General features: G+C 43.5%; 16 protein-coding genes and 1 pseudogene. 14 read left to right on the top strand and 3 right to left on the bottom strand.

Annotated elements, in window-relative coordinates; translation table 11 throughout:
- Positions 1-222 precede the first annotated feature (222 nt).
- The 13 genes from yiaK (at position 223) to AACR09_RS13330 (ending at position 11628) form a co-directional block, all read left to right on the top strand.
- Positions 223-1224 (top strand): 3-dehydro-L-gulonate 2-dehydrogenase, encoded by a 1002-nt coding sequence (yiaK, locus tag AACR09_RS13390; protein WP_017072586.1) that lies wholly within the window; start codon positions 223-225, stop codon positions 1222-1224.
- A gap of 24 nt (positions 1225-1248) precedes the next feature.
- On the top strand, positions 1249-1737 hold the full coding sequence (locus tag AACR09_RS13385) for a TRAP transporter small permease (protein ID WP_012600147.1): 489 nt from the start codon (positions 1249-1251) through the stop codon (positions 1735-1737).
- Positions 1737-3017: a TRAP transporter large permease subunit gene (locus AACR09_RS13380; protein WP_193835169.1), complete on the top strand. Its 1281-nt coding sequence runs from the start codon at positions 1737-1739 to the stop codon at positions 3015-3017. Before AACR09_RS13385 ends, AACR09_RS13380 begins: the two co-directional genes overlap by 1 nt.
- A 21-nt stretch (positions 3018-3038) precedes the next feature.
- Complete coding sequence (locus tag AACR09_RS13375) at positions 3039-4013, top strand: DctP family TRAP transporter solute-binding subunit (protein ID WP_009845882.1); 975 nt, start codon at positions 3039-3041, stop codon at positions 4011-4013.
- A 95-nt stretch (positions 4014-4108) separates the two neighbouring features.
- Complete coding sequence (locus AACR09_RS13370; protein WP_017081789.1) at positions 4109-4819, top strand: L-ribulose-5-phosphate 4-epimerase; 711 nt, start codon at positions 4109-4111, stop codon at positions 4817-4819.
- 10 nt (positions 4820-4829) lie between these two features.
- Entirely contained in the window at positions 4830-5693 is an 864-nt protein-coding gene (locus AACR09_RS13365; protein ID WP_017081788.1) for a Cof-type HAD-IIB family hydrolase, read from the top strand.
- Between the two features lie 48 nt (positions 5694-5741).
- A complete protein-coding gene (locus AACR09_RS13360) occupies positions 5742-6230 on the top strand; it encodes a YhcH/YjgK/YiaL family protein (RefSeq protein WP_009845885.1) in 489 nt (162 codons plus the stop codon).
- Positions 6230-7723, top strand: a complete 1494-nt coding sequence (locus AACR09_RS13355) for an FGGY-family carbohydrate kinase (RefSeq protein WP_193835168.1) — start codon at positions 6230-6232, stop codon at positions 7721-7723. Before AACR09_RS13360 ends, AACR09_RS13355 begins: the two co-directional genes overlap by 1 nt.
- Positions 7716-8360: a 3-keto-L-gulonate-6-phosphate decarboxylase UlaD gene (locus AACR09_RS13350; RefSeq protein ID WP_102511253.1), complete on the top strand. Its 645-nt coding sequence runs from the start codon at positions 7716-7718 to the stop codon at positions 8358-8360. Before AACR09_RS13355 ends, AACR09_RS13350 begins: the two co-directional genes overlap by 8 nt.
- Positions 8361-8367: 7 nt before the next feature.
- Positions 8368-9126, top strand: a complete 759-nt coding sequence (locus tag AACR09_RS13345; RefSeq protein WP_017065667.1) for an IclR family transcriptional regulator — start codon at positions 8368-8370, stop codon at positions 9124-9126.
- 9 nt (positions 9127-9135) lie between these two features.
- Positions 9136-10005: an L-ribulose-5-phosphate 3-epimerase gene (locus tag AACR09_RS13340; protein ID WP_102483318.1), complete on the top strand. Its 870-nt coding sequence runs from the start codon at positions 9136-9138 to the stop codon at positions 10003-10005.
- Between the two features lie 10 nt (positions 10006-10015).
- Positions 10016-10339: a hypothetical protein gene (locus tag AACR09_RS13335; protein WP_017072596.1), complete on the top strand. Its 324-nt coding sequence runs from the start codon at positions 10016-10018 to the stop codon at positions 10337-10339.
- A gap of 89 nt (positions 10340-10428) precedes the next feature.
- Positions 10429-11628 carry an MFS transporter gene (locus AACR09_RS13330; RefSeq protein WP_193835167.1) on the top strand — a complete coding sequence of 400 codons (1200 nt, stop codon included), beginning with the start codon at positions 10429-10431 and terminating at the stop codon, positions 11626-11628.
- A 211-nt stretch (positions 11629-11839) separates the two neighbouring features.
- Here the strand turns inward: AACR09_RS13330 and AACR09_RS13325 are convergent, their stop codons facing one another.
- The 3 genes and pseudogenes from AACR09_RS13325 to AACR09_RS13315 all read right to left on the bottom strand — a co-directional run bounded on the left by AACR09_RS13325 (position 11840) and on the right by AACR09_RS13315 (position 13053).
- A complete protein-coding gene (locus AACR09_RS13325) occupies positions 11840-11977 on the bottom strand; it encodes a hypothetical protein (protein WP_012600138.1) in 138 nt (45 codons plus the stop codon).
- Positions 11978-12215: 238 nt separating this feature from the next.
- Positions 12216-12419 (bottom strand): annotated as a pseudogene (locus AACR09_RS13320) (ribulose phosphate epimerase); the annotation flags it as partial.
- Positions 12420-12423: 4 nt separating this feature from the next.
- Positions 12424-13053, bottom strand: a complete 630-nt coding sequence (locus AACR09_RS13315) for an HAD family hydrolase (protein ID WP_012600135.1) — start codon at positions 13051-13053, stop codon at positions 12424-12426.
- A 246-nt stretch (positions 13054-13299) separates the two neighbouring features.
- Between AACR09_RS13315 and AACR09_RS13310 the strand changes: the two genes are divergently transcribed.
- Positions 13300-13509, top strand: coding sequence for a hypothetical protein (locus AACR09_RS13310; protein ID WP_050651020.1), 210 nt, complete (start codon positions 13300-13302; stop codon positions 13507-13509).
- The last annotated feature ends 131 nt before the right edge of the window (positions 13510-13640 follow it).

Genomic DNA, 13640 nt, shown 5'->3' with positions numbered 1-13640 from the left:
TCGAATTCCGACTTAATTAGTCGTAGAAACCAGATCCTGAACACGCTTTTTGTTTCGCATTGCGGAATTGTGGAATCTTTTTGTTCCATTTTTTAACCTGCCAACAGTTATTAGAGAAAAACTTAATAAGGAAATATTTCGTAACTTTGCTCACAGAATATTTTCGGAATAAAAACAATAATTCATTCCGTATTATGGAATTCAACTTATCGGAGAACACAGATGCCTTTAGTATCAACAGAAAAACTACAACAAGAATACGAACGAATCCTTTTGGCTCGCGACATGAAACCAGAGATGGCAACCAAGCTTGCAGCCGGCTTTGTAGAAATGGCAAACGAGGGTACTTACTCACATGGCATCAACCGTTTTCCAGTGTTCATTGACCAAGTAGATAAAGGTCAGATCAAATTAAATGCTGAACCTGAATGCGTTAACAGCATGGGTGCTCTAGAGCAATGGGATTGTAACTACGGTCCTGGCGTTCTTAACGGCCTTATCTGTGCAGAACGTGCAATGGAATTGGCTCGTGATTACGGCATTGGCATGGTCGGTATGCGTAACTCAAACCACTGGATGCGTGGCGGTGCTTACGTATTAAAAATGGCACGTGAAGGTTTTGCAGGAATTGCGTCAACAAACTCAATCGCAGTAATGCCTGCTTGGGGTGGTAAAGATCACCGTATTGGTTCAAACCCTCTCATCATGGCAGTTGCGGGCGATCCACCCGTAGTTGTTGACTGTTCAATGAGCCAATTTTCTTACGGCCAGCTACAAAACTTCGTGCTTGCTGACAAAGAACTACCTGTGGTTGGTGGCTTTGACAACGAAGGTGAACTCACTAAAGACCCACATGTACTTTGGGAAAACAAACGCCTACTTCCAATGGGTTTCTGGAAAGGTTCATCAATGGCAATCGTACTAGACATGATGCTAACGGCAATCACTGGCGGCCACTCAGTACCAGCACTGACTGAAGATATGGGTGGCGAGTTTGGTGTATCTCAATTCCTTATCGCTATCGACTTAAGTAAGACAATGGATCAAAGCACTTACGCACAAGAGATGAAGCGTATCCGCGATTACGTACTTGAGTCAGAGCCTGCAGAAACGGGTTCAGTGATGATTGCTGGTTCTGAAATTGAAAACTTCATCAAGAAACACGAAGCAGCTGGCGGCATTGAAATTAACGATGGGATTTGGGAACAAATTACGTCTCTGTAATTAGCCAAAGGTAGGGAAAGCTTTATGCAAAGTGTATTAAAGAGTATTTGGAAAAGTATCGATGTCATCATGGCGGTCATTCTGACCTGTATGGTTGCGCTCGTATTTACTAACGTAGTTTTACGTTATGGCTTTTCTTCTGGTCTTCGTCCCTCTGTAGAACTATCTCGCCTTGGTCTTGTATGGGTTGTCATGCTCGGTGCTGCCGTTGTGCTGCGCCGAGGTGAACACCTCGCTGTTGCGGAATTTTCTGAACGACTTTTCCCAAAAGCAGTACCCGTATTAAGACGCATCTGCTGGGTAATAGTACTGATTTCTGTAGGCATGCTTTACGTCGGTTCATACCGTCAAATGATGTCTAACTGGTCAGATATTTCTCAGCTTACAGGGCTTCCTTCAGCATTGTTTTACTTAGCAGGTGTGGTGTCAGGTTTGTTAATGGGCGTGATTGCCTTTATGCGAATCTTCAAGCCCGACTGGCAGCTAGATAGCTTAGATGAGGAGAAAGAATAATGACGTTAGCCATTTTCTTATCGGTATTGATTGTCTCAATCTTACTTGGTCTTCCTGTTGCGTTTGCATTGTTATTGTCTTCAATGGCGCTGATGCTTCACATGGATTTCTTTAGTGCAGACATTCTTGCGCAGTCTTTAATTAATGGTGTCGACAGCTTCACTCTGCTTGCCATTCCATTCTTCCTCATTGCGGGTGAAGTAATGGCATCGGGTGGTTTGTCACAGCGTATAGTTCGCCTAGCAACCACTTACGTGGGACACCGTCAAGGTGGCTTAGGTTACGTTGCTATCATGACTTCGGTACTGCTTGCTGGCCTTTCTGGTTCAGCTGTAGCAGATGCAGCAGCCTTGGTCAGTATTCTTTACCCAATGATGAAAGCCGCGAAATACCCAGAAGCACCTTCAATGGGCTTACTTGCTTCAGGCGGTATCATCGCACCCGTTATTCCACCTTCAATCCCACTCATTCTTGTTGGTGTTGCTGGCGGTATCTCGATCAAAAACCTATTCCTAGGCGGCATCGTTCCTGGCCTGTTAATGGGTATGACGTTGATGTTTGTGTGGCGCTGGACAGTTCGCAAAGAAAACCTAGCGACATCAGAAAAAGCGACAAAAGCGGAAAAACGCTCAGCACTTAGAGAAGGTGTATGGGCCTTAATGCTGCCAGTCATCATCATTGTGGGTATTCGTTTCGGCATCTTTACGCCAACAGAAGCCGCTGTAGTAGCCGCAACTTACGCAATCTTCATATCTACGTTTGTGTACAAAGAGCTCTCGATTAAGAAGTTCTACCACATCGTACTGAACGCAGGTCGCTCGACAGCAATGGTTATGTTCTTGGTGGGTTGTGCAATGGTTGCAGCTTGGCTAATTACAGTTGCTCAGCTTCCTCAACAACTCGCAGAAATGTTAGGTCCACTGGTGGATAGCCCGCGCCTATTAATGGCAGTAATTATGTTGCTCGTACTTTGCGTCGGCATGGTTATGGACTTGAGTCCAACGATTCTAATCCTTGTACCCCTTTTAATGCCTGTCATCAAGATGGCTGGAATTGACCCAACGTACTTCGGCCTACTGTTCGTTATTAACTGTTCAATTGGCTTGATTACGCCTCCTGTAGGCACCGTACTAAACGTAGTGTGTGGTGTAGCGAGAGTACCAATGTCGACCGCAGTGAAAGGTGTATTGCCCTTCATCGCAGCTTACATGGCTCTGCTCACACTGTTTGTCATCTTCCCAAGCATTATCACTGTGCCAATGTCGTTTGTCATTGGTTAATCCTCGACGGAGAAAATAATAATGAAAACCCTACTAAAACTTACTCTACTCGCTTCGACTATCGCAATGAGCTCTAGCGCTTTTGCCGCTACGACTCTAAAACTGGCGCACGCTGCACCAGAGTCGGATTTGCAACAAGACCTATCTTTGTTCTTTAAGAAAGAAGTAGAAGCTCGTTCAAACGGCGAAATCAAAGTAAACATCTACCCACAAGGTCAATTGGGCAGTGATAAGCAAATGATCGATGGTTCACGTGCTGGCATCGTTGATTTAGCGATGGTTGGTTTGAACAACTACAACGGCCTAATGCCTGAATCAGCGGCCTTCACTCTGCCGTTCATGTTCCCAGATCGTCAAACAGCATACAAAGTACTGGACGGCGAGCCGGGTAAAGAAGTGTTAGCGAACTTTGAAAAATTCGGTCTTAAAGGTCTTGGTTTCCCTGAAAATGGTTACCGCAACATGACCAACAACGAAAAACCTATTCGTGTTCCTTCTGATGTTGAAGGCCTACAAATGCGTGTTAATGGCTCGAAAGCTCTAAACGACATGTTCAACGAGCTAGGTGCTAACCCGCAGCAGCTTCCAGTATCTGAGCTTTATACTGCACTTGAAACAGGCGTTGTTGACTCTCAAGACCACCCAATTTCTGTAACGCTATCTTTCAAGTTTGACGAAGTACAAAAATACCTAAGCCTTACACAACACGCTTACTCACCACTAGTTTTAACAATGAACCTACGTAAGTTCGACAAGCTAACGGAAGACGAGCAAAAAATCATTGAAGAAGTCTCTGCTGAAGCGGTTGCAATGCAACGTAAGCTAAGCATTGAAAAAGAAGACAAGATGATTGCTCAACTAGAAGCGAACGGAATGCAAGTAAACCGTGACGTTGATGGTGCTGCTTTCCAACAAGCTATCCAGCCTGTTTGGAGCGCATACATCGAGAAAAATGGCGATGTGATGATCAACAAGATCAAGCTAGCAGCTAAGTAACGCGATTGAGTGCGATTGCCTAGTCCTCTTTTTAGCTAGGAAATTTAGCTAGGCAATCCGCTCGTCATTCACTCAATACAACATGGGCAAACACAATGTCTCAAGAACAAAAAAAATACCAAGAATTAAAAGAACGCGTGTTCGCAGCAAACTTGCAACTTCCTAAATATGGCTTAGTGACTTTCACTTGGGGCAATGTCTCTGAAATCGATCGTGAACGTGGCGTGATTGCAATCAAACCGTCAGGTGTTGAATACGATGTAATGACGGCAGATGACATCGTTGTTCTCGATTTAGAAGGCAACCGCATTGAAGGCAAGCTGAATCCTTCGAGCGACACAGCAACGCACGTTGAGCTTTATAAAGCCTTCCCAACCATTGGCGGCATTGTTCACACACACTCTCGCAATGCAACAATCTGGGCGCAAGCCGGCCGAGACATTCCAGCGCTTGGAACCACACACGCCGATTACTTCTACGGTGATGTGCCTTGTACTCGCCTACTAACGAAATCTGAAATCGAATCTGATTACGAGAAAAACACTGGCTTAGTGATTATCGAAGAATTCAACCAACGCGATATCGATCCACAGGCAATGCCAGGTGTCATCATCGCAGGCCACGCACCATTTACATGGGGCAAGGATGGTTCAGACGCAGTGCACAATGCAGTCGTAATGGAAGAGATTGCAGCCATGGCAACAGCTACTCGTGCCATCAGTCCAGAAGCAGCAATTCAACCAGAGCTACTCGACAAGCATTACAACCGTAAACACGGTAAGAATTCATACTACGGACAGAAGTAAGGCCTCGCACATGCATAAGTCATCACCGCATAAGTCCTATAAACATAAATTGGATAAGCACAAGCTATTGGCGTTAGATCTCGATGGTACCGTTCTCAGTTCGCAGCACACGATTAGTCAAGAGTTAGTCGAAGCCATCAAGCAAGTCGCTCAACACACTCATGTGGTTATCGTTACGGGTCGCCATCATGTCGCGGCAAAACCTTATTACGATCAGCTTGGTTTATCGACTCCAATAATTTGTTGCAATGGCACTTACATCTTTGATTACCAGAACGATACGGTCATTCAAGAAAACGCAATCGACAAAGAAATTGCGGCTGAGTTTATCACCCTATCTCAAGCTCATGATCTAAAGATGGTGATGTATGTGCGTGATGCAATGCTCTACTCGAGAGCACGCCCTATTGAATACATGGAAGCGCTACTGACGTGGTCTCAAACCTTTCCAGAAAGCCAGCGACCAAACATTCAAAAGGTCGACGACTTCCAACATGAAGCACTAATTTCAGAGTATGTGTGGAAGTTTGTCGTTGAAGGTGAAGTAAACACATTCGCAGAGATGCCTTTTGTGAAAGAGAACTTCAACGGCGAACGATCTTGGATTGATCGTGTCGATTTCGCAGCAACAGGTAATAGCAAAGGCAATGCATTGACTCGCTACATTGAGCCGCTCGGTATCAGCCTAGAGCAGTGTGTCGCGATTGGTGATAACCACAACGACATTTCGATGCTTAAAGCAGCAGGACTTGGCATCGCAATGCAAAATGCAGATGACACCGTAAAAAGCTCAGCCAACCTGATCACGCCTAAAAACAATGACGATAAGACAGGGTTAGCGACGCTTTTACAAGACCTATTTAGTGCCCATTAATTTAAAGCATCGGCTTTATTAAGCTGTTTATATTTAAAGAGAATTTTTATGTTAGTCGGAAATACTCAACCTACGCAGATCAGTAAGTCGTACCCTGTCGTTATTCAAAACGTGCTTGAGTACTTGAACAGTCTCGACCAAGAAAAACTCGCATTAGGTCGCCATGAACTCCCTGGTTTTGATTCAAAACAGGCATGGTTTGTTGTATTGGAATATGACAAAGAGCCTCTAGGAAACTTCCAACCTGAAGTCCATAAATACCATTCTGACTTGCAGATCATTCTCGAAGGTTCTGAAGTGATGGCATGGGCGATCGACACTGGCGAACACAGCAACGCGCAACCTTATAACCAAGAACGTGACCTTCAGTTTTACGAATACCCAGGAATTGAACTCAGCTTCATTCATGCAAAACGCAATCAATTTTATTTATTCACACCAAATATCGTGCATATCACCAATATTGAAAATGATGACAGCCAACCCGTTAGAAAACTGGTGGTGAAAATTCACAACGATTTACTGGAAGCCAAATAATGAATTACTACATTGGAATTGATTCTGGCGGCACTTTTATGAAAGCCGCGTTGTTTAACGCAAAAGGTGAACAACAAGGTCTTGCCCGCGTATCGGCGAGCGTCATCAACGAAAAACAAGGTTGGGTAGAACGCGACCTAAACGCACTATGGGGTAACGCTGTCGATGTCATTAAGCAGCTTTTAGAGACCACAAAAGTAGAACCGACCTCTATCAAAGGCTTGAGCATTTCAGCCCAAGGCAAAGGCGTTTACCTTCTTGATAAAGAGGGACAAAACCTCGGCCACGGCATTATGTCTTCTGACTCTCGTTCACTGCCTATCGTTAAAGAGTGGCTAGAACAGGATAAAGCACAAGAGATCTACCCAACCACACTGCAAACACTGTGGACAGGTCACCCTGTATCGATTATTCGCTGGATCAAAGAGAACGATGCCGAACGATACAACAACATTGGCGCAGTGATGATGTCTCACGACTACCTTCGTTATCGCTTAACGGGCGAAGTCGCAGCAGAACTGACCAATATTTCAGAAAGTAATTTTTTCAACTCCATCACTGGTGAGTATGACAAAGCCCTTCTGGAAACCTTTGGCATCGAAGAAATTTGGGATGCGCTACCACCCGTTGTAAAACCTCAACAGCAAGCAGGGAAAATCACTGCGGCCGTTGCTAATGAAACCGGACTAGCAATAGGTACACCTGTGTTCGGCGGTTTGTTTGATATTGTGTCTACCGCGATCTGTTCTGGAATCAACTCTTCAGAAGATACCCTGAATTACGTGATGGGAACATGGGCGGTAACGTCCGGCATATCAAAGAAAGTAACGCAAGAAAGCCACAACTTTGTTTACGGCCATTACGCCGTCGATAACGAATACATCATTCACGAAGCGAGCCCAACCTCTGCGGGTAATTATGAATGGTTCGCCGACTACCTTGGTGAAAATGGCCAGATTAACCACCAGCAAAATCAAGCGTTAGTGGAAGCATTAGATCCGGCATCAAGCAGTATCTACTTTGTGCCATTCCTTTACGGTTCTAACCAAGGGCTTGGCCTAAAGTCAGGCTTCTATGGCCTGCAATCGCACCATACTAAAGGGCACCTAATTCAAGCCATTTGGGAAGGTATCTTATTCTGCCACAACATTCACCTAGAACGTATGCGTCAGCGTTTTCCAAAAGCCAACATACTAAAAGTGACAGGCGGCCCTGCATCTAGCCCTGTATGGATGCAAATGCTGGCTGACCTTACCGGCATGACCGTTGAAATATCAGACGTGGATGAAACCGGCTCATTAGGTGCCGCAATGATGGCAATGGTCGGCGCAGGTGAGTTCGCTTCATTAGCAGAATGTACTCAAGCGATCACTAATTCTACGTCACGTGTCGAGCCGAATCCTAAACACTACGATATATACCAAAAGAAATATAAGCACTATCAAAGACTGGTGCAGTTGTTTAAACAATTTGAGGATGAAATAGATGTCTAAGCCCTTGCTACAAATGGCACTTGATGCCACTGATATCGACACGGCATTAGCCTCAATAGAGCATGTTGCAGATAAGTTAGATGTAATTGAAATCGGAACGATTTTAGCCTTCGCCCACGGCGTAGATAGCGTAAGAATCCTACGAGAAAAATACCCAAATCACATCATTGTCTGTGACATGAAAATCACCGATGCCAGCGCCATTTTAACGCGTCTGGCGATGGATGCCGGCGCTAACTGGGTAACAGTAAGTGCAGCAGCACACATCGAAACTATTCGTTCAGCGAAGAAAGTAACGGATGAATTCGACGGCGAAGTGCAAATTGAGCTGTATGGACACTGGACAATGGAAGATGCGCAAGCATGGGTCGACATGGGCATTAAACAAGCAATTTATCACCGTTCTCGTGATGCGGAACTTGCTGGTGTGAGCTGGACCGAAGAAGATTTGATAAAAATGCAGAAATTATCGGATATTGGAATTGAACTATCCATTACTGGTGGTATTGTTCCTGACGATCTGCATTTGTTTAAGAATCTGTTTGCAAAGTCATTTATTGCTGGCCGAGCGTTAGCTGGTAGCAATGGACGTGACATCGCAGAAAACTTCCATACTGAAATAGGTAAACACTGGTAGCACATATATGAGTGAGCAAATTAAATCGTTGTCTAAAGCACTGACCGTATTGGAATTCCTTGGGAATTATCCTAATGGCGTTTCGCTACAAAAAGTGTCTGAAGGGACTGGCTTCAACAAGTCATCTGTCCATCGTATTTTAGCAACGTTTGAAGCCTCTGGTTATGTTGCTCAAATGTGTTCAGGTAAAGAATATCGCTTAACGATGAAGTTGGTTCAGCTTGGACACGCTGCTATCAACTCTGATGTCACTGGCACCGTTAAGCCATACCTATCTGAGCTACTCGACGATGTGAATGAAACGGTTAACTTCCTCTCTTTTGATGCTGACAACATCATTTTTAAAGACAAGTTTGAACCCGTTAATTCTTCCTTTAGAACTCGAACCTACGTAGGGCTGCATTCTCCAATGTACTGCTCAGCGGCAGGAAAATGTTACTTAGCATTTAGCTCTGACAGCGTTCGAGAAACCTATTGGAAACGCAATGTCAGCACAATGAAGCCGTTAACTGAAAACACGATTCTCGACAAGTCTCAATTTTTTGGTGTTCTCGATAAAATTAAGAGCCGTGGTTATGCGCTCGATGATGAAGAGAACGAAGCAGGTATTTCTTGTGTTGCTGTCCCTATTTTTGACAAGAACAATTCTCCTGTATACGCGGTTAGCGTCTCTTCGCTTACGCCAAAAATGAAAGCTCTCGGCTACGAAGAAATTGCTAGCAGAATTCAAGACATAACAACGCGTATAGAACAACAACTCTTTTAAGGAAAAAGAATGTTTGATTCTAAAAACAAATTCAGATTAGGTATTTACGAAAAAGCGATGCCAACCACCCTTACATGGGAAGAGCGTTTGATTCACGCCAAAGAAGCTGGCTTCGACTTTGTAGAAATTTCAGTGGATGAAACCGATGAGCGCCGCGCTCGTTTAGATTGGTCAGACGAAGAGATTTATGAACTTCGCCGCCTATGTGAAAAGCATCAAATGCCATTCCAATCGATGTGTTTGAGCGCGCACCGTAAGTTTCCATTTGGCTCAATGGATGACGGTATCCGCACTGAATCGCTGATCATCATGGAAAAAGCGATTTCATTGGCTTACAAGCTTGGTATTCGCTGTATTCAAATGGCGGGCTACGATGTGTATTACGAGCCGCAATCGGCTGAAACTCACGCTCGCTTCATTGAAGGTATGCAGCAAGCCACCAAAATGGCAGAGCGCGCAGGCATCATGCTCGGTGTTGAGATTATGGATACGCCTTACCTGAACTCACTGAGCAAGTTTGAAGTGTTAAAGCGTGAGATCCCATCGCCTTACTTCATGGCTTACCCAGATGTGGGCAACATCTCAGGTTGGAATTACGATGTGTGTACCGAGCTAAAACTGAGCCGTGACCACCTAGTACAAGTCCACCTTAAAGACACACTACGAGTTTCAGAAACCTGTAAAGGTCAGTTCCGAGATCTTGTTATCGGTGAAGGCCAAGTCGACTTCCCTGCTATTTTCAAAACACTTGCTGAAATTGATTACAGCGCACCATTAGTGATTGAAATGTGGGCTCAAAATGACAACTGGTTCGAAGATATCAAACAAGCGAAAGCAACATTGAAATCTATCGCAAACCAATCTGGCTTTGAACTGTAAGGAAACGACCATGACTATTTTTCGCACCGCTTTTTTTGAAGCCGATTTAACTGAAGAACAGAAGCAAGACTTCTACCAATACATGGAAAACGAAGTCGCGCCTATTATTCGCACATTTCCGAATAACCAAGGGCTAACGCTGAACAAACCTGAAGCGATTGAAGCTGAGAGCCATAAAAACCTACTGCTGATGATGCAGCACAGTTACGAGAACGAATCAGTAATGGCAGCCGCTTTAGATTCTGAACAACGAATCAAAAGCATGCATGCGACGAAGGTGATTATTGAGAAATACAACATTCATGTTCATCACATCAATTTTGTGCGTGATTAACGGTTTAAAAGGTAATACACCGTAAAGTCTCAATCGAAAAGCAGAAGATCATCTTCTGCTTTTTTTATCGCTATCGATAAGGAATCACTATGAGAGTATTCCCGTTAAAAGATGCCCCACTGGTCTTACTGTCTCTGATATTTTTTATCTGGGGTTTAATTACCGTTTCAAGTAACTCGCTAATTCCACATTACAAAGAAGCTTTCTCTCTCGATTATAAAATGGCGATGCTATTTCCCATGGCCTTTTTTATCACCCGAATTACGGTGTCGCTTCCAACGTCATTTGTCATGGCAAAAATTGGCTATAGAACTACGCTGAAGTTCTGCTTGATCTGGTGCCTTCTGGGCTGTCTAGCCATGGCATATTTAGTACGAGGAGAAGAGCTTGTTCCAACACTCATTGGGATCTTATTGATGGCCTCAGGTGTGTCAGCAATTCAAGTAGTGAGTTCACCTTACGTATCACTTCTCTCGACACCCGATAAGAGTGTTATACGTCAAAGTGTAGCAACAGCATCTAACTCCGTTGGCACTGTGCTTGGCCCGCTAGTGCTTACCGCTGTCATTCTTGTGGCTGCTACCTTTAACGTAAATAGTACAGCTCACCAAGTCTCATTTCTGTTCCTATTTATTGCACTGTTCTTTTTAGGCTTGTTGGTATTTTTAAGTAAAATATCTCTTCCAGATATTAAACCGAAACAAATGACAGGCTTTTGGCGAGGACTAACTCTTCTTGTTAAGAATCGGCAGTTCATGAAGTTAGCGTTGGCACTGCTGCTGTATATCGGAGTGGAAGTCAGTTTTGGCACGTTTACTATTACTTACCTTGCGGACCAGCAATATGGCGACCTTGGATTGGTATCCGCAACACAAATCATCGCTCTTTATTGGGTATTAATGTTTATGGGGAGGCTGCTGTTCGCCAAATTCGGAAATACAATTAACAAACATGCTCTCTTCTCACTGTCTTGCGTGGTTGCCGCTTTGATTAGTGCCTTAGCGATCTATCAAAATCATGTCTGGGTCGGTTATTTGATGCTTGTCGTAGGGCTATGTAATTCTACGCTCTACCCCATCATTTACGCACAAGCGCTACATGCATCAGGTAAGCAAAACTCACAAGGGGCAGCAATTCTCATTATGTGTTCAATTGGAGGGGTTGTTTTACCATTCGTACAGGCGAGTTTGATTGATGAGCTTTCGCTGAGTACGAGTTATATTGCGCCCGCATTAGCGTATGTATTAATGATAGTTTTGTACTGGTCTAGTTTAAAGCATCGTGCTTAAACCGTTGATTTAGAAAAGTAACTTGGTTTAGTCAATCACTTGATTCAGTCACTAAGTCGATGACTAAAAAGTCGGCCTGATTGGCCTAGAAGATAGAGAAAGTGAACTGGAGAAAGATAAGGAAATGAATTTGGTGCTTCTGACGTTAGTTTGAATCAGTGAGTGGCTAATCACCACCACTGATCACACTTAACGCGGGTTATTTAAGAAATTAAACCCAAGCAGAAGCAACAAGTAGGATAATTGCACCCATGATAACGGTAGACTTAGCAAAAAATAGAACTTCATTCATTACTGAAGGTTTTGCTAGTGATACGTTGTTTTCATTCGTGATTACTGTAGCGTTCATACTGTGTTCTCATCGTTATGTGATCTGAGGTCAATTTTGCGCCGTTATGTGACCAAAGTCAATATTAACTGTAGTTTTATTACACAATGAAAAAGATATAACTGAAGAGAACTCCAACAACGCAACCTCCCCTGACTCCACGTAGTTTTCCATTAAATCAACATCTATTAGATACAAAAAAGCCCGAAGCCTGATACACAGAACACTTCGAGCCTTTATACAGCAGTAGATACACTACTTAATTCAATTGAGCTAACTCCGCTCGCATTGAATCGATAGCTTGTTGATAATCTTCACTATCAAAAATAGCAGAGCCCGCAACGAACATATCGGCACCCGCTTCAGCAATCTCTTTTATGTTGTTAACTTTCACACCACCGTCGACTTCTAAACGAATATTTCGACCTGATTCATTAATGCGCGATCTGATTGAACGCAGCTTAGTTTCAGATCTCAGGTCCGCTACCCACTTCCAAACCATTCGCTGGAACAAACTTAGTTATCTGCCCGTTTTCAACCATGTAGCAATCCATGCCTGCCGATGTCGCTGCATGCTGGCCTATAATCGTATCTTCAAACACCACACAATCGCTCGGTTCAAGCTCTAACTGACTAGCGACTTTCAGAAAAGTATCTGGGTTAGGTTTGTGATTTTCTACGTCATCTGAAGTCACAATCGTACGTATCATTGATGGGATATCGGTCGTCTTTAAAATCGCCCTCGCATGTTTTGCCTGAGCGCCAGTGCCGATGCCTATCTTTTTCAACAGATATTGTTGCTGTAAAAGTGCGTATGTCTCTGGGATAACATCCCCTTTGTGCTCAATAGCCTCAAAGTTGGCGATTTTGTCCGAAGTAATTTGTTGAGCATCAAGAGTTAGATCGTAACGCTTAAGGATCTCTTGAGTCACTTTTCGCGATGGCATCCCACCAAGTTGATCGAGCCATTCTTTGTCATAGGGAATACCAAACTTCTGACAAGTTTGTTCCCATGCATGAGCGTGTGCCACCATAGAATTGACCAGAGTCCCATCGAGATCAAAAATAATTCCTTTATATTTATCTAACTTTGGCATCGTCAATCTCTCATATTGTTTTGAGACTCATACTACTAATCACCATACATAAAACCTATTCATGATCGCCTTAATATGATCTTATTCAACAATCCGACAATTAAACGAATTGACGTAATAAAAGCCGTTGTTTTACTATTGAAATCATATTTTGAGCACATCTCACCCATTTTTACTTAAACCAAGTAGAGTTGCATAAATTGAAGATGATATAGTCCACGAAAATCAAATACCTTGGACACGACCATGCATTCTAGCGACATCATCAAATTGGCAAATTTAGGCGTTAATATCGAAATTTCAAAAGACTCTTCATTGCATCCTTCTGATGCGTTGGAAGTAGTAAAGATTGTTGCTGAAATCGGTAGCCAAATCACCATCAAGAAAAAGTACCACACAGACTACCTAGTTCAGATGGCTGAAGTAGGCCGTGACCATGTGACGATTGCTGTTTAAACATCGCTTTTTCTAAACACGATTTGTTGGGAAGTAACAAACTATTTAGAAGAAAAAACAAAGCACCACATAGCTATAAAAAATGCAGCATATTGGGGGTAATATGCTGCATTTTCTCTTTTCGTTAGGAG

The sequence above is a fragment of the Vibrio sp. OPT20 genome (assembly GCF_963889365.1).
Lineage (GTDB): Bacteria > Pseudomonadota > Gammaproteobacteria > Enterobacterales > Vibrionaceae > Vibrio > Vibrio splendidus.
The sequence above is the reverse complement of the archived record's forward strand: the minus strand, read 5'-3'. Positions and strand labels throughout refer to the sequence as shown.

Excerpts from the sequence above, each read along its gene's own strand:
- AACR09_RS13315 (WP_012600135.1), bottom strand. The coding sequence starts at position 13,053 with ATGCCAAAGTTAGATAAATATAAAGGAATTATTTTTGATCTCGATGGG.
- AACR09_RS13340 (WP_102483318.1), top strand. The coding sequence starts at position 9,136 with ATGTTTGATTCTAAAAACAAATTCAGATTAGGTATTTACGAAAAAGCG.
- AACR09_RS13325 (WP_012600138.1), bottom strand. The coding sequence starts at position 11,977 with ATGAACGCTACAGTAATCACGAATGAAAACAACGTATCACTAGCAAAA.
- AACR09_RS13365 (WP_017081788.1), top strand. The coding sequence starts at position 4,830 with ATGCATAAGTCATCACCGCATAAGTCCTATAAACATAAATTGGATAAG.
- AACR09_RS13350 (WP_102511253.1), top strand. The coding sequence starts at position 7,716 with ATGTCTAAGCCCTTGCTACAAATGGCACTTGATGCCACTGATATCGAC.
- AACR09_RS13375 (WP_009845882.1), top strand. The coding sequence starts at position 3,039 with ATGAAAACCCTACTAAAACTTACTCTACTCGCTTCGACTATCGCAATG.
- AACR09_RS13360 (WP_009845885.1), top strand. The coding sequence starts at position 5,742 with ATGTTAGTCGGAAATACTCAACCTACGCAGATCAGTAAGTCGTACCCT.
- AACR09_RS13370 (WP_017081789.1), top strand. The coding sequence starts at position 4,109 with ATGTCTCAAGAACAAAAAAAATACCAAGAATTAAAAGAACGCGTGTTC.
- AACR09_RS13355 (WP_193835168.1), top strand. The coding sequence starts at position 6,230 with ATGAATTACTACATTGGAATTGATTCTGGCGGCACTTTTATGAAAGCC.
- AACR09_RS13335 (WP_017072596.1), top strand. The coding sequence starts at position 10,016 with ATGACTATTTTTCGCACCGCTTTTTTTGAAGCCGATTTAACTGAAGAA.
- AACR09_RS13380 (WP_193835169.1), top strand. The coding sequence starts at position 1,737 with ATGACGTTAGCCATTTTCTTATCGGTATTGATTGTCTCAATCTTACTT.
- AACR09_RS13330 (WP_193835167.1), top strand. The coding sequence starts at position 10,429 with ATGAGAGTATTCCCGTTAAAAGATGCCCCACTGGTCTTACTGTCTCTG.
- AACR09_RS13310 (WP_050651020.1), top strand. The coding sequence starts at position 13,300 with ATGCATTCTAGCGACATCATCAAATTGGCAAATTTAGGCGTTAATATC.
- yiaK (WP_017072586.1), top strand. The coding sequence starts at position 223 with ATGCCTTTAGTATCAACAGAAAAACTACAACAAGAATACGAACGAATC.
- AACR09_RS13345 (WP_017065667.1), top strand. The coding sequence starts at position 8,368 with ATGAGTGAGCAAATTAAATCGTTGTCTAAAGCACTGACCGTATTGGAA.
- AACR09_RS13385 (WP_012600147.1), top strand. The coding sequence starts at position 1,249 with ATGCAAAGTGTATTAAAGAGTATTTGGAAAAGTATCGATGTCATCATG.